General features: G+C 68.4%; 17 protein-coding genes. 13 read left to right on the top strand and 4 right to left on the bottom strand.

The window, feature by feature from the left end; genetic code table 11:
* Nucleotides 1–21: 21 nt before the first annotated feature.
* The 4 genes from HQ325_RS18610 to HQ325_RS18595 all read left to right on the top strand — a co-directional run bounded on the left by HQ325_RS18610 (nucleotide 22) and on the right by HQ325_RS18595 (nucleotide 3,598).
* A complete protein-coding gene (locus HQ325_RS18610; RefSeq protein ID WP_222631689.1) occupies nucleotides 22–909 on the top strand; it encodes a TIGR01777 family oxidoreductase in 888 nt (295 codons plus the stop codon).
* A 24-nt stretch (nucleotides 910–933) separates the two neighbouring features.
* The gene (lipB, locus tag HQ325_RS18605) at nucleotides 934–1,701 is read left to right on the top strand and encodes a lipoyl(octanoyl) transferase LipB (RefSeq protein WP_222631687.1); all 768 of its coding nucleotides are present in this window, start codon (nucleotides 934–936) and stop codon (nucleotides 1,699–1,701) included.
* Nucleotides 1,702–1,725: 24 nt separating this feature from the next.
* A complete protein-coding gene (lipA, locus tag HQ325_RS18600) occupies nucleotides 1,726–2,763 on the top strand; it encodes a lipoyl synthase (protein ID WP_308014691.1) in 1,038 nt (345 codons plus the stop codon).
* An 82-nt stretch (nucleotides 2,764–2,845) separates the two neighbouring features.
* Nucleotides 2,846–3,598, top strand: a complete 753-nt coding sequence (locus HQ325_RS18595) for a DUF4191 domain-containing protein (RefSeq protein ID WP_222631685.1) — start codon at nucleotides 2,846–2,848, stop codon at nucleotides 3,596–3,598.
* Nucleotides 3,599–3,613: 15 nt separating this feature from the next.
* Here the strand turns inward: HQ325_RS18595 and HQ325_RS18590 are convergent, their stop codons facing one another.
* Nucleotides 3,614–4,087: an RDD family protein gene (locus tag HQ325_RS18590; protein WP_222631683.1), complete on the bottom strand. Its 474-nt coding sequence runs from the start codon at nucleotides 4,085–4,087 to the stop codon at nucleotides 3,614–3,616.
* A 226-nt stretch (nucleotides 4,088–4,313) separates the two neighbouring features.
* Here HQ325_RS18590 and glnA (HQ325_RS18585) point away from each other — a divergent pair, with 226 nt between their 5' ends.
* The 5 genes from glnA (HQ325_RS18585) (at nucleotide 4,314) to HQ325_RS18565 (ending at nucleotide 9,623) form a co-directional block, all read left to right on the top strand.
* Nucleotides 4,314–5,750, top strand: coding sequence for a type I glutamate--ammonia ligase (gene glnA, locus HQ325_RS18585; RefSeq protein ID WP_222631682.1), 1,437 nt, complete (start codon nucleotides 4,314–4,316; stop codon nucleotides 5,748–5,750).
* 241 nt (nucleotides 5,751–5,991) lie between these two features.
* Nucleotides 5,992–6,642 carry an ABC transporter permease gene (locus tag HQ325_RS18580; RefSeq protein ID WP_222631681.1) on the top strand — a complete coding sequence of 217 codons (651 nt, stop codon included), beginning with the start codon at nucleotides 5,992–5,994 and terminating at the stop codon, nucleotides 6,640–6,642.
* Entirely contained in the window at nucleotides 6,635–7,840 is a 1,206-nt protein-coding gene (locus tag HQ325_RS18575) for an ABC transporter ATP-binding protein (RefSeq protein WP_222631680.1), read from the top strand. The genes HQ325_RS18580 and HQ325_RS18575 overlap by 8 nt, the downstream gene beginning before the upstream one ends.
* On the top strand, nucleotides 7,837–8,649 hold the full coding sequence (locus HQ325_RS18570) for an ABC transporter permease (RefSeq protein ID WP_222631679.1): 813 nt from the start codon (nucleotides 7,837–7,839) through the stop codon (nucleotides 8,647–8,649). The genes HQ325_RS18575 and HQ325_RS18570 overlap by 4 nt, the downstream gene beginning before the upstream one ends.
* Nucleotides 8,649–9,623 (top strand): glycine betaine ABC transporter substrate-binding protein, encoded by a 975-nt coding sequence (locus HQ325_RS18565; RefSeq protein WP_222631678.1) that lies wholly within the window; start codon nucleotides 8,649–8,651, stop codon nucleotides 9,621–9,623. Before HQ325_RS18570 ends, HQ325_RS18565 begins: the two co-directional genes overlap by 1 nt.
* 14 nt (nucleotides 9,624–9,637) lie before the next feature.
* On the opposite strand, the gene HQ325_RS18560 is transcribed toward HQ325_RS18565, so the two are convergent.
* The 3 genes from HQ325_RS18560 to HQ325_RS18550 form a co-directional block, all read right to left on the bottom strand.
* Nucleotides 9,638–12,652, bottom strand: coding sequence for a bifunctional [glutamine synthetase] adenylyltransferase/[glutamine synthetase]-adenylyl-L-tyrosine phosphorylase (locus HQ325_RS18560; protein ID WP_222631677.1), 3,015 nt, complete (start codon nucleotides 12,650–12,652; stop codon nucleotides 9,638–9,640).
* 190 nt (nucleotides 12,653–12,842) lie between these two features.
* A complete protein-coding gene (gene glnA / locus HQ325_RS18555) occupies nucleotides 12,843–14,183 on the bottom strand; it encodes a type I glutamate--ammonia ligase (RefSeq protein ID WP_027505789.1) in 1,341 nt (446 codons plus the stop codon).
* Nucleotides 14,184–14,286: 103 nt separating this feature from the next.
* Nucleotides 14,287–15,876 carry an alpha/beta hydrolase gene (locus tag HQ325_RS18550; protein ID WP_308014694.1) on the bottom strand — a complete coding sequence of 530 codons (1,590 nt, stop codon included), beginning with the start codon at nucleotides 15,874–15,876 and terminating at the stop codon, nucleotides 14,287–14,289.
* 135 nt (nucleotides 15,877–16,011) lie between these two features.
* Between HQ325_RS18550 and panB the strand changes: the two genes are divergently transcribed.
* The 4 genes from panB to HQ325_RS18530 all read left to right on the top strand — a co-directional run bounded on the left by panB (nucleotide 16,012) and on the right by HQ325_RS18530 (nucleotide 19,877).
* Complete coding sequence (gene panB / locus HQ325_RS18545; protein ID WP_222631676.1) at nucleotides 16,012–16,848, top strand: 3-methyl-2-oxobutanoate hydroxymethyltransferase; 837 nt, start codon at nucleotides 16,012–16,014, stop codon at nucleotides 16,846–16,848.
* A 69-nt stretch (nucleotides 16,849–16,917) separates the two neighbouring features.
* Nucleotides 16,918–17,334, top strand: a complete 417-nt coding sequence (locus HQ325_RS18540; protein WP_308014695.1) for a hypothetical protein — start codon at nucleotides 16,918–16,920, stop codon at nucleotides 17,332–17,334.
* A gap of 2 nt (nucleotides 17,335–17,336) precedes the next feature.
* A complete protein-coding gene (gene pip, locus HQ325_RS18535) occupies nucleotides 17,337–18,302 on the top strand; it encodes a prolyl aminopeptidase (protein WP_222631674.1) in 966 nt (321 codons plus the stop codon).
* Between the two features lie 39 nt (nucleotides 18,303–18,341).
* Nucleotides 18,342–19,877: a CYTH and CHAD domain-containing protein gene (locus HQ325_RS18530; protein ID WP_222631673.1), complete on the top strand. Its 1,536-nt coding sequence runs from the start codon at nucleotides 18,342–18,344 to the stop codon at nucleotides 19,875–19,877.
* Nucleotides 19,878–19,955 lie beyond the last annotated feature (78 nt).

The raw sequence follows: 19,955 nt of genomic DNA, 5'->3' as shown, positions 1-19,955 counted from the left end.
CGTCCCAGGAGGCAGTCACTCGTGCGCATCGTCATCGCAGGATCGTCCGGACTCATCGGCACGTCGCTCGTGGCGGCGCTGCGCAGCGGAGGGCACGACGTCTTCCGCCTCGTCCGCCGTGCACCCGCGGGACCGGACGAGATCGGCTGGGATCCCACCGCCGGATCGCTCGCCCCGGAGGCGCTGAAGGGCGCCGACGCCGTGGTGAACCTGTGCGGTGTCGGGATCGGTGACAAGCGGTGGACCGGCGCGTACAAGCAGGCCGTCCGCGACAGTCGCATCGTCCCCACCGAGGTGATCTCCCGCGCCGTCGTCGAGGCGAAGGTGCCGACGCTCGTCAACGCCAGCGGCATCAACTTCTACGGGGACACCGGCGACACCGTGGTCGACGAGACGGCGCCGGTCGGCACGGGCTTCCTCGCCGAGGTGTGTCGCGACTGGGAGGACGCCACGTCCTTCGCTGCCTCGAACGGCGTCCGGGTGGTGTTCCTGCGCAGCGCTGCCGTCCTGTCCCGGCACGGCGGCATGATGGGCAAGCTCCGCCCGTTGTACCTGTTCGCGCTGGGCGGTCGGCTCGGCAGCGGCCGCCAGTACTTCCCATGGATCTCGCTGACGGACGAGGTCCGGGCGATCGTCTTCACCCTCGAGAATCAGGACATCACCGGGCCGGTCAACCTCCAGGGGCCCGCGCCGGTGACCAACGCCCAGTTCAACAGCGCCATGTCGCGAGCGGTACATCGCCCGGCACCGTGGATGGTGCCCGGGTTCGCGATCTCCGCGATCATCGGCGAGTTCGCGAACGAGGCCATCCTGCACAATCCGCGAGCCATCCCCGCGGTGCTCGAGAAGCACGGATTCACGTTCGAGCACAACACCATCGGAGAGGCGCTCGCGGACACCGTCGGCTGACCCGGCGGCGTACTCTTCGATGTCATGATCACCCGCTCCGCCCGCGCCGACTCCCGGCCGATGCTCGTGCGTTCGCTCGGCACGATCGACTACCTCGAAGCTCTCGAGATTCAGCGCGAGGTCGCCGGCCGTCGTGCCGAGAACGTCGGCGCCGACGAGTTGCTGCTTCTCGAGCACCCCGCCGTCTTCACCGCGGGTCGGCGTACGGCTCCCGAGGATCGGCCGCGCGACGGCACCCCCGTCATCGACGTCGACCGCGGCGGCAAGATCACCTGGCACGGTCCCGGGCAGCTGGTCGGCTACCCCATCGTGCGGCTCGCGGAGCCCGTCGATGTCGTTCGGTACGTCCGGCTGGTCGAGGAGGCACTCATCGCCGTGTGCACCGACCTGGGGCTCGTGGTCGGACGCATCGACGGCCGCTCGGGCGTCTGGCTCGCGGCCGGCGAGGTGCGCGGAGCCCGAAATTCTGGTCCGGGATGGCAGCCCGAACGCAAGGTCGCTGCCATCGGGGTCCGCGTGCAGCGGGGTGTGGCTCTGCACGGCTTCGCCCTGAACTGCAATGCGTCTCTGGAGGGCTTCGGCACCATCGTCCCGTGCGGCATCGCGGACGCCGGGGTGACCACACTGTCGGACGAACTCGGTCGCGACGTGACCGTGGACGAGGTCACTCCGGCTGTCACGCAGCACATCCTGGACGCGCTCGACGGTCGCCTGCCGTTGGCGGTGCACGATCTGGACAGAACGCCCGTCGCACCCACGCCACGCTTCACCACGGTGAACTTCGGCGGATGACCCCCCGCGAGTAGCATCGATGCGGTGACCGTCGCACCCGAGAACTCTCCTGCACAAGCTCCGAACGGACGCAAGCTTCTCCGCCTCGAGATCCGAAACGCGGAGACCCCGATCGAACGCAAACCGTCGTGGATCAAGACCCGCGCGAAGATGGGCCCCGAGTACTCCGAACTCAAGGGACTCGTCAAGCGCGAGGGACTGCACACGGTGTGCGAAGAGGCCGGGTGTCCCAACATCTACGAATGCTGGGAAGACCGCGAAGCCACGTTCCTCATCGGCGGTGAGCAGTGCACCCGCCGCTGCGACTTCTGCCAGATCGACACCGGCAAGCCGGCCGACCTCGATCGGGACGAGCCGCGCCGCGTGGCCGAGTCGGTGCAGGCGATGGGCCTGCGCTACTCCACCATCACGGGTGTCGCCCGCGACGATCTCGAGGACGGCGGCGCCTGGCTGTACGCCGAGACCGTGCGAGAGATCAAGCGCCTCAACCCCAACACCGGTGTCGAGCTGCTGATCCCCGACTTCAATGCCGACCCCGATCAGCTCGCCGAGGTGTTCTCCTCGCGCCCCGAGGTGCTCGCGCACAACGTCGAGACGGTGCCGCGCATCTTCAAGCGCATCCGTCCCGCGTTCCGCTACCAGCGCAGCCTCGACGTCATCACCGCGGCGCGCGACGCCGGCCTGGTGACCAAGTCGAACCTGATCCTGGGCATGGGCGAGACCTACGACGAGGTCACGCAGGCGATGCAGGATCTGCACGACGCCGGGTGCGACATCCTCACCATCACCCAGTACCTACGCCCGTCGCCGCGGCACCATCCGGTCGACCGGTGGGCCAAGCCGGAAGAGTTCGTCGAGCACTCCAAAGCCGCCGAGGCCATGGGCTACGCCGGCGTCCTCGCCGGTCCCCTGGTCCGCTCCTCGTACCGCGCGGGTCGCCTCTACGCGCAGGCCATGGCTCACCACGGCCGTGCGATCTCCGAGAACATGTCCCACCTCGAGCACGGCGGCGAGGCGTCCCAGGAAGCCAGCTCGCTGATGGCGCGCCTGGCAGCCCGCTGACCCCACACCCCCAGCGACACCACGCGGCCCGCCGTCCTACCGGATGGCGGGCCGCGCTGCGTCTGCGCCTATCCTGGGAGTCATGGCGAACGGCGGTACAGCAGGCAAGGGCAAGGCCTCGAAAGAGGCGAAGGCCGCGGCGAAGGCAGCACGCAAGCAGGCCTCGAAGGAACGGCGTGCCCAGTTGTGGCAGGCCTTCCAGATGCAGCGCAAGGAGGACAAGCTCCTCCTGCCGCTGATGATCGGATCGGTCGTCGGTATGGCGGTGCTGTTCTTCCTGATCGGACTGATCTTCGGGATCGAGTGGCTCCTGCTGCCGTTCGGGCTCCTCATCGGTGTGCTCATCGCGTTCGTGATCTTCGGTCGCCGCGTGCAGAAGTCGGTGTACGGCAAGGCCGAGGGCCAGGCCGGCGCCGCCGCGTGGGCACTGGACAACCTGCAGGGCGGGTGGCGTGTCAAGACCGCCATCGCCGGCACCACGCAGCTGGACGCCGTGCACCGCGTCATCGGTCGTCCCGGCGTCATCCTGGTGGCCGAGGGCGCACCGCAGCGCGTGAAGGCACTGCTGGCGCAGGAGAAGAAGAAGACCGCACGCCTCGTCGGCGACACCCCGATCTACGACGTCGTCGTCGGCAACGACGAGGGCCAGGTGCCGCTCTCGCAGCTGCAGAAGTACCTGACCAAGCTGCCGAAGAACATCGACAGCAAGCGCATGGAGACCATCGAGTCACGACTCTCGGCACTGGGCGCCCGCGGAGGCCCGGCACTCCCCAAGGGACCGATGCCGGGCGGCGCGAAGATGAAGGGCGTGCAGCGCACCATCAAGCGTCGCTAGTGGCCTCCGGCCCCACTACCGGGACATGAGGAGTGCGGTGCCCGTCGCGCGGTCGTGCATGCCGCGGCTGTCGATGTCGGTGATGACGGCGGGCACCACGAACGCGATGAACACCTGACGCACCAGCGCGCGGACGAATCCCACGCGGCCCGGGGCGTCGATACGCGCCACCTGCATGCCCATGCAGAACTGACCGGGCGTGAAGGAGAACAAGCTCACGGACACGAGTCCGAGCAGGAACCACACGCCGAGGGTCAGGGTCGAGAGGTTGCCTCCCGCGACACTGCCGCCGAGGAACAGCGCGGACACACCCATCGACATCAGCCAGTCGATGGCCAGTGCCGCCACACGCCTCGGTGTCGGTGCGAGCGAGCCCGGCCCCACCTTGGGAAGTCCCAGGTACTCGCCCTGGTAGGCCTGCTGCTCGTGGTCACCGTCGGGTAGCGCGGCGGCGGGTCCCGACAGCCATGATCCGGTCATCCGTGCCATGAGTGTTCTCCATACTGGTGTGAGTCCGGTGCCATTGCTCCAGGATAGGTGTCGTCCCGGTGGGAGGGCCTTCCCACCGGCCACCAGCTGCGACGACGGGACGCGTAACACCGACGAAACACGGACTTGACGGTGAGGCAACACCACTTCCCTACCGTCGGCGTGGCGCAGCTGCCGCACTCACTCGGACGTCGCGGACCAGCACTCGACAAGAAGGAGCCCCAGCGTGGATTTCACCACGGCCGAAGAGGTCATCAAGTACATAGCGGACGAGAGCGTCGAGTACGTCGACATCCGTTTCACCGATCTCCCGGGTATCCAGCAGCACTTCTCGATCGCGGCGAAGGCGTTCACCAAGGACACCCTCGAAGACGGTCTCGCGTTCGATGGCTCGTCCGTGCGTGGCTTCCAGTCGATCCACGAGTCGGACATGATGCTGCTGCCCGACTACGGCACCGCTCAGATCGACCCGTTCCGTCATGCCAAGACGCTGAACATGGACTTCTTCGTCCACGATCCGTACACCCGTGAGTCCTACAGCCGCGACCCCCGCAACGTCGCGCGCAAGGCCGAGGAGTACCTGGCCAGCACCGGCATCGCCGACACCGCGTTCTTCGGTGCCGAGGCCGAGTTCTACATCTTCGACTCGGTGCGGTACGACTCGCAGATGAACGGCGCGTTCTACGAGCTCGACTCGAGCTCCGGCGCCTGGAACACCGGCGCCGAGACCGAGGCCGACGGCTCGCCCAACCTCGGCTACAAGGTCCGCCCGAAGGGTGGCTACTTCCCCGTCGCGCCGTACGACCACTACGTCGACATCCGCGACGCCATCTCCACCAACCTGCAGAACGCGGGCTTCGAGCTCGAGCGCGGCCACCACGAGGTCGGCACCGGCGGTCAGCAGGAGATCAACTACAAGTTCAACACCATGCTGCGCGCAGCCGACGACCTGCAGCTGTTCAAGTACATCGTCAAGAACACCTGCTGGCAGCACGGCAAGTCCGCCACCTTCATGCCGAAGCCGCTCTTCGGTGACAACGGTTCGGGCATGCACGTCCACCAGTCGCTCTGGAAGGACGGCAAGCCGCTCTTCTACGACGAGAAGGGCTACGCGGGTCTGTCGGACCTCGCTCGTCACTACATCGGCGGCATCCTGCACCACGCCCCGTCGCTGCTGGCGTTCACGAACCCGACGATCAACTCGTACCACCGTCTGGTGCCGGGCTACGAGGCCCCCATCAACCTGGTGTACTCGGGCCGTAACCGCTCGGCCGCCGTCCGTATCCCCACCACGGGCAACAACCCGAAGGCCAAGCGCCTCGAGTTCCGCGCACCCGACGCGTCCGGTAACCCGTACCTGTCGTTCGCCGCGCAGATGATGGCCGGCCTGGACGGCATCAAGAACAAGATCGAGCCTCTCGCCCCCGTCGACAAGGACCTCTACGAGCTCCCGCCGGAGGAGGCCAAGAACATCCCGCAGGCACCCACGTCGCTGCCTGCCGTGATCGACCGCCTCGAGGCCGACCACGAGTACCTCACCGCTGGTGGCGTCTTCACCACCGACCTGATCGAGACCTGGATCTCGCTCAAGCGTGAGAACGAGATCGCGCCGGTGAACCTCCGTCCGCATCCGTACGAGTTCCAGCTGTACTACGACTGCTGAGTCACGCGTCACCACTTCTCGAGCCCGTTTCCGGACCCTGTCCGGGACGGGCTCGAGTCGTTTTCGGGACGATTCGGGAACGATGCGGACACGACACGACCCAAAGTTGGATTGAACTCCGCACTTTCGGGGTAGACACGGTTGTCCGCTGTGTTCCGAGTGACGATCCACCCGGCCGCCGGACGTCGTGGCACCACCACAGTCGCGTCTCTCCTGTTGCCGAGCGAAGGATCTGCACCTGATGGATGCTCTGTGGGACTTCATCGTCGGCCGCCGAAGGCAGCTCGCGATCGATTCCTATCTCCACGTCTCCGCCGTCGTCCAGTGTGTCGTCATCGCGACCATCCTGGGTGTCGCCATCGGAGTTCTCGTCTACCGCAGTCCCGCCGGCTCCGCCGTCGCCACGGCTCTCGCGAGCACGGTGCTCACCATCCCGTCGTTCGCGCTGCTGGGCCTGCTGATTCCCATTCTCGGTCTCGGCGTCAAGCCCACCGTCACCGCGCTGGTGCTCTACTCGCTGCTGCCGATCATCCGGAACACCGTGGTCGGACTCGACGCGGTGAATCCCGCGGTCAGCGATGCGGCACGCGGAATCGGCATGAGCCGAGCCACCGTGTTGCGCCGCATCGAGATTCCTCTCGCATGGCCGTCGATCCTCACCGGGATGCGCGTCAGCACCCAGATGGCGATGGGCATTCTCGCCATCGCCGCGTACGCCAAGGGCCCCGGCCTCGGCAATCTTCTGTTCTCCGGGCTCGCCCGCGTCGGCAGCCCCACCGCAGTTCCCCAGGCCCTCACCGGCACCGTCCTGATCGTCATCCTGGCGCTGATCCTCGACGGGATCTTCGTCCTGATCGGCAAACTCACCACCTCGAGGGGTATCCGTGACTGACACGACTCGCACCACCACCGGAGCAGAGATCGTCCTCGAGGACGTGACGAAGTCCTACCCCAACCAGAAGGCCGCCGCGGTCGACCACGTGTCGCTCACCATTCCCGCGGGTGAGGTCGTCGTGTTGGTGGGACCGTCGGGCTGCGGCAAGACGACGACGATGCGGATGATCAACCGCCTGATCGAGCCCACCTCCGGCCGCATCACGATCGGCGGCAAGGACGCGTTGTCCATCGACCCGAACGAGCTGCGACGCACCATCGGCTACTCGATCCAGCAGGCCGGCCTGTTCCCACACATGACGATCGCGCAGAACGTCGGCATGGTCCCCGGGCTCATCGGGTGGAACAAGAAGAAGATCTCCGACCGTACCGACGAGATGCTCGATCTGGTCGGACTCGATCCGGGCCAGTACCGCGAGCGCTACCCGCGCCAGCTCTCCGGTGGGCAGCAGCAGCGCGTGGGAGTGGCCCGCGCGCTGGCGGCCGATCCCCCGGTGCTGTTGATGGACGAGCCCTTCGGTGCCGTGGACCCCATCACTCGCGGTCTCCTGCAGGACGAGCTGATGCGCCTGCAGGCCGAGCTGGGGAAGACCATCGTCTTCGTGACCCACGACTTCGACGAGGCAGTCAAGCTCGGTGACCGGATCGCCGTCCTGGGCAACCAGTCCCGCATCCTGCAGTACGACACCCCTGAGGCCGTCCTGGCCAATCCCGCCGACGAGACGGTGGCCGGCTTCGTGGGCGCCGGTGCCGCCCTCAAGCAGCTCACCCTCATGCGCGTACGCGACATCGAACTCAGCGACGTTCCCGCTTTCGGTGAGGACGAGCCGGTCGAGACGATGAACCGGGCGCTCGGCAACGATCCGGAGGCATGGGGTCTCATCCTCGACGCCCGCAAGCGGCCCATCCGGTGGACGGACCGTCGCCACCTCGCCGGTGTGGGCAGCCTCCGCGACGTCGGTGTGCCGATCGGTGAGCTCGTGTCGATCCAGTCCACGCTGCAGGACGCGCTCGAGGCGCTACTCGCCGAGGGCAACGCGACCGCGACCGTGACGGGCAAGCGTGGCGAATACGTCGGCACCGTCACCATCGAGGCACTGATCGACACGATCAAGACCATCCGTTCGCAGCACGCGCACGACCACGACGACGTGGTCGACACCGGCGCGGCATCCGTCTCGGGCGCGTCGTCGTGACCGCGTCGGTCGAGGCGACCGTCGTCGACGATCCCGCCGATGCCGAGGGCGACGCGAAGTCTGCGGCCAGGGCAGCGCGCCGTGCCGAACGGATCCGTCTGGTCGTCCAGCCCGCACTGGTTCTCGTCCTCGTGGTGGTCGTGCTGGTCTACGCCCTCTCGCGTGATCTCACGGCGACGCAGGCGGCGACGATCAACGTCGCCACGATCTCCCAGCGCGTTCTCGAACATGTCCTGATCACGTTCGTCGTGACGGCACTCGTCGTACTGATCGCAGTGCCGCTCGGAATCATCCTCACCCGCAACGGATATCGACGGCTCGCACCCGTCTTCATCGGTATCGCGAACATCGGCCAGGCGGCACCGGCCGTCGGCCTGCTGGTACTGCTGTTCCTCGCGACCGGCAGCACCGGGTTCTGGGTCGGTGTCCTGCCGATCGCGTTCTACTCACTGCTCCCGGTGCTGCGAAACACGATGCTGGGGTTCCAGCAGGTGGACGCGAGCTACATCGATGCCGCACGCGGACAGGGCATGTCGGGCTCCGGCATCCTGTGGCGCATCGAGTTCCCGCTCGCGGTGCCGTACATCCTCGCCGGGCTGCGCACCTCTCTGGTGCTGGCCGTCGGTACCGCGACGCTGAGCTTCCTCGTCGGCGCCGGCGGACTCGGCGTGCTCATCGACACCGGGTACAAGCTCAATCAGCCGCTCATCCTCGTCGTGGGCGCCGTACTCGCGGTGGCGCTGGCGTTGCTCGTCGACTGGTTGGGCGCTCTCGCCGAGGCGTTCCTCGGACCGAAAGGACTGCGCTGATGCGCCGCACCCTGATCGCACTCTGCGCGGTCTCCACTCTCGCCCTCACCAGTTGCGGGCTGCAGTCCGGCAGCGCGGTGCCCTTGGCCGTGGAGCCTGGAAGCATCACGGCTCAGCCTGGCCTGGAAGGTGCCGAGCTCACCGTCGGCTCCAAGGACTTCACCGAGCAGATCATCCTCGGTTACATCCTGGAGTTCGCGCTCGAAGCCGCGGGCGCGAACGTGCGAGACCTGACGAACATCTCGGGATCCAACAGCACGCGGCAGGCCATGATCAGCGGCCAGGTCGACGTCACGTACGAATACACCGGCACCGGCTGGATCAACTACCTCGGCAACGAGACTCCCATTCCCGACGCGACCGAGCAGTACGAGGCGGTGCGCGATGCGGACGAGGAGAACGGCATCGTCTGGGTCAACCCGGCGCCGATGGACAACACGTACGCACTCGCGATGAATCAGCAGACGGCGGAGGAGACCGGCGTGAAGACGCTGTCCGACTACGCCGCCCTGGTGCAGCGCGATCCTGCGGCCGCAGCGGTGTGCGTGGAGACCGAGTTCAACTCCCGGCAGGACGGTTTTCCCGGCATGGCGGCGGCGTACGGCTTCGACGCCGGCGCGGTCGATCGCCAGATCCTGCAGACGGGCATCATCTACCAGGCGACGGCGGACGGGTCGCAGTGCAAGTTCGGCGAGGTGTTCACCACCGACGGTCGCATCAAGGGCCTGAACCTGGTGGTCGTCGAGGACGACAAGCTGTTCTTCCCGCGCTACAACGCGACGGTGAACCTCCGTCAGGAGATCGCCGACCGCTACCCGGAGATCGCGGAGATCACCGCGCCGGTGTCCGAGGCGCTGACCATCGACGCCATCACCGAACTGAACAAGCAGGTCGACGTCGACGGTCGCGAGCCCGCCGAGGTGGCGCGTGACTGGATGGTGCAGCAGGGCTTCGTCACCGCCGGCGCCGACTAGCACCGAGGTACTGGTCAGGAACCGAACGCGCGCTCGACCACGGCCTTGGCTCGACGGGTGACGCGCAGGTAGTTGTCGAGGAACTCCCCTGCGTCGCCGCTGGGCCAGCCGGCCACCTGCGCGACAGCCGACAGCACCTTGCCGGGGGCCGGCAACTGGTCGGTCGGCTTGCCGCGCACCAGGACCAGCGCATTGCGGGCCTTGGTGGCGGTGAGCCACGCCTGGCGCAGGAGGTCGACGTCGCCCGGGCTCATGAGCTCCGCGGCGCCGATCGCGTCCAGACACTCGAGGGTCGACGTGTTGTGCAGCGCCGGAATGCGGTGGGCGTGACGCAGTTGCAGCAGCTGCACGGTCCACTCGACATCGGCCAGTCCCCCGCGCCCCAGCTTGGTGTGTGTCTTCGGATCGGCTCCCTTGGGCAGCCGCTCCGCGTCGACCCGAGCCTTGATGCGACGGATCTCGCGGACGGCGTCCTCGGAGACACCGCCCTCGGGGTACCGGATGCGGTCGGCCATGAGCAGGAACCGGATTCCCAGATCCTGATCGCCCGCGACCTGGTGGGCGCGGAGCAGTGCCTGCACCTCCCACGGCTGCGCCCACTGCGAGTAGTACGCGTCGTAGGCCGAGAGTGTGCGCACGACAGGGCCGTTGCGCCCCTCGGGGCGCAGGCCGGTGTCCACCTCGAGCGGCGGATCCTGGCTGGGTGAGCCCAGGAGCTTGCGGACGCGATCGGCGATGGCGTTGGCCCACTTGACGGCGTCGCTGTCGTCGGCGCCCTCGGTAGGCTCGCACACGAACAACACGTCGGCGTCGGACCCGTAGCCCAGTTCACCACCACCGAGTCGGCCCATGCCGATGATGGCGATTGACGCGGGAGCGCCGCCGCCGCGCTCGGCGACGGACGCACGAACTGCCGCGTCCAGGGCGGCGTTGATGACCGCAGCCCACACCGAGGACAGCGCCCGGCACACCTCGGGGACCTCGAGCAGTCCGAGGATGTCCGCCGAGGCCACCCGCGCCAGTTCGTAGCGACGCAGGGATCGCGCCGCCGCGACCGCGCGCACCGGATCGTCGTAGCGCGCAGAGGACTTCAGGATGGCGCCGTACGTCTCGGTGGGATCGACGTCGAGCAGTTTGGGGCCGGTCGATCCGTCGGCGAAGAGTCGGATCACCTCCGGCGCGTTGACCAACACACCGCGCAGGTACTCCGACGACCCGAGCACCTGCATCAGCCGCTGTGCCACCGGTCCCTCGTCACGGACCAGGCGCAGGAACCAGGACTGCTCCGCGACCTCCTCGGACAGTCGTCGGTAGGCCAGCAGTCCGGCGTCGGGATCCGGTGTGTCCCCCAGCCATTCGAGCAGCGTCGGCAGCAGCAGCGACTGGATGCGACCCTTGCGCGCACCCATGCCGACGAGTGCGCTCAGGTGTCCGAGCGCGTTCTGTGGAGCCGAGTAGCCGAGCGCCGAGAGCTGCCGGATCGCGGAATCCGAACTGAGGCGCAGCGAGTCGCTGTCCAGCCGGGCCACCGATTCGAGCAGAGGGCGATAGAACAGCCGAGCGTGCAACCGCCGGATCCGCTGCGCGTTGCGACGGATCTCCTGGCGCAGAACGCCGGTCGCGTCGTGGTTGCCGTCGGGACGCATGTGTGCGGCGCGGGCGAGCCAGCGCATCGCCTCGTCGTCGTCGTCCGGCGGCAGGAGGTGCGTGCGCTGCAGCTTCTGCAGCTGCAGCCGGTGCTCGATGAGGCGGAGGAACTCGTAGGACGCGGTGAGGTTGGCCGCGTCGTCACGCCCGATGTAACCGCCGGTGGCGAGAGCGGACAGCGCGGCGACGGTACCGCGTTCGTGGAGGGAGTCGTCGGCTCGTCCGTGCACGAGTTGCAGCAGCTGGACGGCGAACTCGACGTCACGCAGGCTGCCGCGACCCAGCTTGATCTCGCGCTCGCGCAGCTCGGCCGGCACCATCTCCTCGACGCGGCGGCGCATCGCCTGCACCTCGGGGACGAAGTCCTCGCGCTCACTGGCCACCCACACCATCGGCGTCACCGCGTCGACGTAGGCCTGGCCCAGCTCGGCGTCACCGGTCATGGCGCGCGCCTTGAGCAACGCCTGGAACTCCCAGGTCTTCGCCCACCGCTGGTAGTAGGCCAGGTGCGAGTCCAGTGTGCGGACCAGTTCGCCCTGCTTGCCCTCGGGACGGAGTGCGGCGTCGACCTCGAAGAAGGCGGACGAGCCGATGCGCATCATCTCGCCGGCCATGCGGGTGGCGAGCGAGTTGGAGGGCTCGGCGACGAAGACGACGTCGACGTCGCTCACGTAGTTCAGTTCCTGCGCACCGCATTTGCCCATCGCGATGACCGCGAGTCGGACCGAGCAGGGCCCGTCGGGGAACGTGACGGTGACGGCCACGGACAGTGCCGCGGTGAGCGCCGCGTCCGCCAGATCGGACAGCTGACGACCGACCACCTCGTAGGGCACGACGGGCTCGTTCTCCACGGTCGCCGCGAGATCGGCGGCGGCCAGGATCATGAGGTGGTCGCGGTACGCCGCGCGCAGCGCGATGATGGCCTTGGGTCCGGTCAGCTCGGCCCGGAACACCTGACCGAGGGCAGCGTCGCCTGCCTCCGCGACGGCACCGACGCTCGCGAGCATCGAGTCGCGCAGCTCGTCGGCCGTGGGCAACGACTCCGTGCAGGTGGTGAGCAGGCGCCACTTCTCCGGCTCGGACACCAGGTGGTCACCGAGAGCGCTGGACGATCCGGCGAGAGCGAACATGCGGCCGCGCAGACTCTTGTCGGTGCGCAGGCGGGCGTCGAGGTCGGACCAGCCGTCACCGAGATCCTCGGCGAGCCGCGCGAGGGTGCGCAGCGCGAGATCGGCGTCGGGCGAGCGCGACAGCGACCACAGCAGCTCGGTGCTGTCCTCGTCGATCCAGCCCAGCAGCGAGAGGTTCGCCGGGGCCGACGCCTCGACGAGACCGAGCCGTCCGGGGCTGGGCACGGTGGAACGGGAACTGGGCGGAATCACGGGCGAGCCTCCACCACGGTGTACGAGTCGACCGCCGGGTCGGCGTCAGCGAACGTCGGGTGGACGAACCGCGGGTCGACGAATCTCGGGACGACGAATCTCGGGACGGTGGTGCATTCCGACATGTTCATGGCGTGTCGACGTTACTCGACAGCCCGGTCCACTCGACAATCGCGCAGTCGCGCGGGCCCTACAGACCGAGGTAGGTCTTGAGCTCGAACGGCGTCACGTGCGAACGGTACGACTCCCACTCACGACGCTTGTTGCGCAGGAAGTAGTCGAAGACGTGCTCGCCGAGCGCCTCGGCCACCAGCTCCGAGCCCTCCATGGCGGCGAGCGCCTCGTTGAGGCTGCTGGGCAGCTCCCGGTAGCCCATGGCGCGGCGTTCGGCGGAGGTCAACGACCACACGTCCTCCTCGGCCTCGGGCGGCAGCGTGTATCCCTTCTCCACCCCGCGCAGTCCGGCCGCGAGCAGCACGGCGAAGGTGAGGTACGGGTTGCACGCCGAGTCGGGGCTGCGGATCTCGACGCGACGAGAGGACGCCTTGTTCGGTGTGTACATCGGAACGCGTACCAGCGCAGAGCGATTCGACGGTCCCCAGGACGCCGCCGTGGGGGCCTCGCCGCCGTGGATCAGACGCTTGTAGGAGTTGACCCACTGGTTGGTGACCGCGCTGATCTCGTTGGCGTGCTCGAGGATGCCCGCGATGAAGGCCTTGCCGGTCTCGGACAACTGCATGGGGTCGTCCGGGTTGTGGAAGGCGTTGGTCTCGCCCTCGAACAGGCTCATGTGCGTGTGCATGGCCGACCCGGCCTGATCACTGAACGGCTTGGGCATGAACGTCGCGCGCACGCCCTCGTCGATCGCGACCTCTTTGACGAGGTAGCGGAAGGTCATCACGTTGTCGGCCATGGACAGGGCGTCGGCGTAACGCAGGTCGATCTCCTGCTGACCGGGTGCGGCCTCGTGGTGGCTGAACTCCACCGAGATGCCCATGGACTCGAGGGCGTCGATGGCGTGGCGCCGAAAGTTCGGCGCCTCGTCGTGGACGGCCTGGTCGAAGTAGCCGCCGTTGTCCGCGGGGACGGGGGGCCGACCGTCGTCGGGCAGTTCCTTGCACAGGAAGAACTCGATCTCGGGATGCACGTAGCAGCTGAATCCGAGGTCCGCGGCCTTGGAGAGCTGGCGACGCAGCACGTGCCGGGAGTCCGCCCAGGACGGTGACCCGTCGGGCATCGCGATGTCGCAGAACATGCGGGCGGAGTGCTGCTCACCCTTGCTGGTGGTCCAGGGCAGGATCTGGAACGTCGTGGGATCGGGCTTGGCCACGGTGTCGGCCTCGGAGACTCGCGAGAAGCCCTCGATCGCCGAGCCGTCGAAGCCGATGCCCTCCTCGAACGCGCCCTCGAGTTCGGCCGGAGCGATGGCCACGGACTTGAGGTAGCCGAGCACGTCCGTGAACCACAGACGGACGAACCGGATGTCGCGCTCCTCCAGAGTGCGAAGCACGAATTCCTTTTGGCGATCCATGACCGTCAGGCTAGGCACGTTGCATTAAATCCGTGTTACATCGTGAAACCGGTCGTACTTTCCGGACCTCACAGTGCGGCGTCGACGTCTGTGAGGTCGCCATTCAGCAGCGCAGACCAGCTGGTGGGGGCGTCAGGTCGACGAGGTAGGCGGACACGGCGTCGTCGATGCAGGCGATCCCGGCGAACGACGCGGTGTGCTGATTTCCCTCGTAGGAGACCAGCGACGAGCCCAGCTGCGCGGCCAGAGCGACACCGGCCTCGTACGGGGTGGCGGGATCGTCGGTGGTCGAGACCACCACGGTCGGCGCGAGTCCCGGTATCGAGACGGGACCGGGGTCGGCCGCCGAGGGCACCGGCCAGAAGGCGCACGGCTCGAGCGGCGCGGTGCCGTTGCCCCGGCCGTCGTCCAGGAACGGCGCAGCGGCGCGGAACCGGGCGTCGAGCGCGCCCTCCTCCGCCCGGTCTGTCACCCGCGGATCGTCGACGCACCGCACGGCGGTGAACGCGTCGTTGGTGTTGCTGTACGTGCCGTCGCTGAGGCGCCCGTTGTAGAGATCGGCGAGCGTGAGCAGGATGTCGCCCTGGCCGTTCCCCAGCTGAGTCAGTCCGCGCCGCAACGGTGCCCACAGTTCGGTGCTGTAGAGCGCCTGCTGCACTCCGGTCACGGCATCGTCGTAGCTCAGCGAGCGGACCCCCTCCGGCCCGGTGAGCTCAGTGCTCGCGGGCCGGTCCACCAACGGATCGACCAGTGCCCGGAAGGAACGCACGGCTCCGGCCGGGTCGGTGCCCAGCGGACAGTCGGACCGTCCCGCGCAGTCGGCCGCGAAGGCGTCGAAGACGGACTGGAAGCCGGCACCCTGGGCGACCACCTCGTCGGCCGCGTTCGCCGCCGGGTCGAGAGCGCCGTCGAGCACCATCGCGCGCACGTTCTCGGGAAAGAGTTCGGCGTAGGTGTAGCCCAGCCGCGTTCCGTACGAGAATCCGAGATACGTCAGCTGATCGTCGCCGAGCACCGACCGGACGACGTCCATGTCCCGCGCGACGTCGGCCGACGTCAGGTGTTCGAGCAACACCGGATCGTTGCGCTCGGCGCAGCGCGCGGCGTAGTCCTGGTTCTCCTTCTCCGTCTCGGCGATGCCGGCGGGCGAGGTGTCCACGTCGTTGTCCGCGCGCTCGGCATCGAACTCCCGCGGGGTGTCGCAGCGCACCGCGGGCACCGACGCACCGATCCCCCGAGGATCGAATCCGATGACGTCGAAGGACGATTCGACAGAGGTACCCCGTGCCACGGTCGCGGTGGAGAGGCCCGACGCGCCGGGTCCGCCCGGATTGACGAGCATCGAGCCCACCTTCTCCCCCGTCGCCGCCGACCGGGACAGCGCCAGTGAGGCGGTGGGCCCGGCCGGATCGTCGTAGTCGATGGGCACGGTCACCCGGCCGCACTGCAGGCTCGGATCCAGCTCGGACCCGTCGGTCACGAATCCCTCGCACGATCCCCACGTGACGCGCTGCGCCCGGAAGGCGTCGAGCGTCGACGGTTGATCTGCCCGCGTCTGCGTCGTCGTGACGGGAACTGACCCACCCTCGTCGTCGGTGGCAGTGCCGCCGACATCGGAGCCGCACGCCGCGGCCAGCACCGCGAGAACCGAGAGGGAGACGGCGAGACGGACGGACGCGCGACGGGAGGGCACGTCTCGATGGTGGCACGCCGTCGTGTGTGACCAAGCGCACTCGTGCCGTGGGACCCCGACGGTGGCAGACTGAACGCGTCATCACCTCTACCCGGGGACCCGCCGAGCGGGCCTCGAGGACGAAAGGGACGCACGATGTCTGCTGCTGAGACCCCGCTGTACGGATCCGCACCCACGGGCCGCAAGACCCGCACCCACCACCTGCAGGCGATGAAGGCCTCCGGCGACCGCTGGAGCATGCTCACCGCCTACGACTACTCGAGTGCCCGCATCTTCGAGGAGGCCGGTATCCCCGTCCTGCTCGTGGGCGACTCGGCCGCCAACGTGGTCTACGGCTACGACACCACGGTGCACATCGACATCGCCGAGCTCATCCCCCTGGTGCGCGGCGTGGTACGCGGCGCCCCGAACGCACTCGTGGTCGCCGACCTGCCGTTCGGCACCTACGAGATCTCCCCGCACCAGGCCGTCGAGACGGCCGTCCGCTTCATGCGCGAGGGCCAGGCCAACGCGGTCAAGCTCGAGGGCGGCGAGCGTGTCGCCCCGCAGATCGCCGCCATCACCGCCGCCGGCATTCCCGTGATGGCGCACATCGGCTTCACCCCGCAGAGCGTCAACGGACTCGGTGGTTTCCGCGTGCAGGGCCGCGGCGACGCGTCCGAGCAGCTCGTGGCCGACGCCATCGCCGTCCAGGAGGCCGGCGCCTTCGCCGTCGTCATGGAGATGGTGCCCGCCGATCTGGCCGGCCAGGTGACGCGCAAGCTGACGATCCCCACCGTCGGCATCGGTGCGGGTCCGGAGTGCGACGCCCAGGTTCTCGTCTGGCAGGACATGGCCGGTTTCACCAGCGGTCGCACCGCCAAGTTCGTCAAGCGTTTCGGTGACGTCGGCGATCAGCTGCGTGCGGCGGCGTCGACCTACGCCGCCGAGGTGCGGTCGGGAGCCTTCCCCGCGCAGGAGCACAGCTTCTAGCACCGCAACCCCCGGCGAGCGACGCGGGTAGGCCGGTCGGGGAAGCACCCGGGTGGCACACTCGGGGCCATGATGATGCGACATGGACTCGCCGCGGCGGGTGTTCTGGCGGCAGCGGCCGTGACCCTGACGTCGTGCGCGGGCGGGACGGACACCATCGCTCCGTCGACGACCACGGCCGCTCCCACGACGACGACGTCGGCGGCTCCGGCCACGCCGACGGTGTCCGAGGATCAGGCGCAGTCGCTGTGCACCGACCTCGAGGCACAGTTGTCGAACTGGCGCGTGCAGGGCCCGACCGTGGGCCGAGGCGGTCTCAACATCCTGGTGCAGACGTGGGCGGCGCGCTACGGACTGAACGCCGCGGTGATCCAGGACCGCGCGATCGTGGACACGGCCGCAACCGATGCGTGCTCCGACGTCCGGAGCCAGGTCGTCGACATCCTCGAGATCCCCGACCTCGCGTCGGGCCTCGTGGGGCTGTGACGATGACGACGCGCCGGTCCCTCTACCCCGAACTGGACCCGCACGATTCGGGGATGCTCGACGTCGGTGACGGGCAGCGCCTCCACTTCGAGGTCAGCGGCAACCCCGACGGGACCCCGGTGGTGTTCGTGCACGGCGGGCCCGGCGGCGGCACGGGTCCCGATCAGCGTCGCTACTTCGACCCCGAGGCCTACCGGATCGTGCTGTTCGACCAGCGCGGGTGTGGTCGCTCCACGCCGCACGTCGCCGACGGCGCCGATCTCTCCGTCAACACCACCGGACACTCCATCGCCGACATGGAGGTCCTGCGTGAGCATCTCGGCATCGCCACCTGGTCGGTGTTCGGCGGCTCGTGGGGATCCACGTTGTCGCTCGCATACGCCCAGGCGCATCCGCACCGCGTCACATCGTTGGTGTTGCGCGGCATCTTCCTGCTGCGGGAGTCGGAGATCGACTGGTACTACCGCGGCGGCGCGGGTCACCTCTTCCCCGAACTGTGGGAGAAGTTCCTGGCCCCGATCCCGGCGGCGGAGCGCGACGACGACCCGGTGGAGATCTACCACCGACTCCTTCACTCGTCCGATCCCGAGACCGCGCTGAACGCGGCGGTCGCCTGGTCCACGTGGGAGGGCGCCACCAGCACCCTGCTCCCGAAACCGGAACGCGTGGAGCAGAACTCCGAGGCACGGTTCGCACTCGCGTTCTCGCGCATCGAGAATCACTACTTCGTGCACCAGGGGTTCCTGGAACAGAACCAGTTGCTGGCGAACATGGACTCCATCGCCCACATCCCCGGTGTCATCGTGCAGGGACGTTACGACGTGGTGTGCCCCGCCACGAGCGCCTGGGATCTGCATCGATCCTGGCCGTCGTCGACGCTCCACATCGTGGACGACGCCGGCCACTCCGCCGCGGAACCGGGAATCATCCATCACCTCGTCGAGGCGACGGACTCCTTCCGCCGCTGACGAACCGGCCGTTCACCTGCAGGTGGTAAAGATGTCACCATGAGTTCAGGTGGTGCGGATGCGCACACGGAGATCGAGGCCAAGTTCGACGTCGGCATGGACACGCCGGTTCCCGAACTCACGGGGGCGAAGTCGATCGTGTCCGCGTCCGCGCCGGAGCTCACACACCCGGTCTCCACGTACTTCGACACTCCTGATCTCGACCTCGCACGGCGCCGCATCACGGTGCGTCGGCGGACCGGTAGCTCCGACGCGGGATGGCACATCAAGATGCCCGTCTCGTCCGACGAGCGTCTCGAGCTGCGGAGCCCGCTGTCCGCGGGCGGCAACACCGCGCGCGTACCGGCCGAGGTCGCCGATCGCGTCACGGCGCACGTGCGGGGAAAGCCGCTCGTTCCCGTCGCGAGTATCGAGACCCGCCGCATCGTCACCGTCGTGGCAACGAAGAGGCACGAGACCGCCGCGGAGCTGTGCGACGACACCGTCACCGCTCGGAACTTGTTGGACGACACCACCGTTCGGTGGCGCGAATGGGAGGTGGAGCTGCTCGACGGTGACCGCCGAACCTTGGAGAAGGTGAGCACGTACCTGCTCTCCCACGGCGCCGACCCCGGCTCCTCACCGTCCAAGCTCGCTCGGGCACTCGGATCCCGCCTGGCGGATCTGCGCACCGGTGATGCCACCCCCGACGGCGCCGCCGGGTCCGCGCTGCTCGCCGCCCTGGCCACCGACGTGTCGGCTCTCCTCGCGGCGGATCCGCGCGTGCGGGAGAACGCCGACGACGCGGTGCACGCCATGCGCGTCGCCACGCGGCGGCTGCGCAGCGTGCTGCGGTCCTACCGCGATCTGCTCGACCGACCGTCCGTCGACGCGGTCCGTGGCGAACTGTCCTGGCTCGCCGACATTCTCGGCACCGCTCGTGACGCCGAGGTGCTGGCGGCCCGTTACGACGCGGCGCTCGCGGCGCTGCCGTCCGACGCTGTGCGCGGTCCCGTGGTCGAGACCCTCGTCGGCACCCAGCGACGGCTGTACACGCTCGCGCACGACGAGATCGTGCGGGAGTTGAGCGGTGAACGCTACTTCGCCCTGCTCGACGCACTCGACGCTCTCCTGGCAGCACCCACCGTCGGTCCGTCGGACAGCCGCGCGGACAAGGTCTTCCGGAAGGTGCTGCGGGGCCAGTACCGGAAGATCGCCCGAGCCGAGGCCCACGCGGCCGCGCTCACCGGAGACGAGCGTGCCGAGGCGCTGCACGACGTGCGCAAGAACGCCAAGAAGCTGCGCTACGCGGCCGAAGCAGGGGCGGGCGCGCTCTCGGACGGAGCAGTACGAGCGACGGCCGCCGGCGTCGCGAAGGCCGCGAAGAAGGTGCAGTCCGTCCTCGGCGACGTCCAGGACAGTGCGGTGTCGCGCACCACCATCCTGACCGAGGCCGCCTCCGCGGCCGAACGGGGTGAGGACACCTTCACCTTCGGTGTCCTGTACGCGAACGAGGGACACGACAGCGCGGACGCGCTGGAGCCGCTCCCCCGCGCGTGGACGAAGCTGCGGCGCCGCGCAGCCTCCCTCGACTGACAACCTGACCGGCCTACCCGACCACCGGCAACCTGACCGGCCTACCCGGCCTACCCCCGACCGGCCTCCGGCCTACCC

Source organism: Rhodococcus sp. BP-349 (assembly GCF_019835845.1).
GTDB lineage: Bacteria > Actinomycetota > Actinomycetes > Mycobacteriales > Mycobacteriaceae > Rhodococcoides.
The sequence above is the reverse complement of the archived record's forward strand: the minus strand, read 5'-3'. Positions and strand labels throughout refer to the sequence as shown.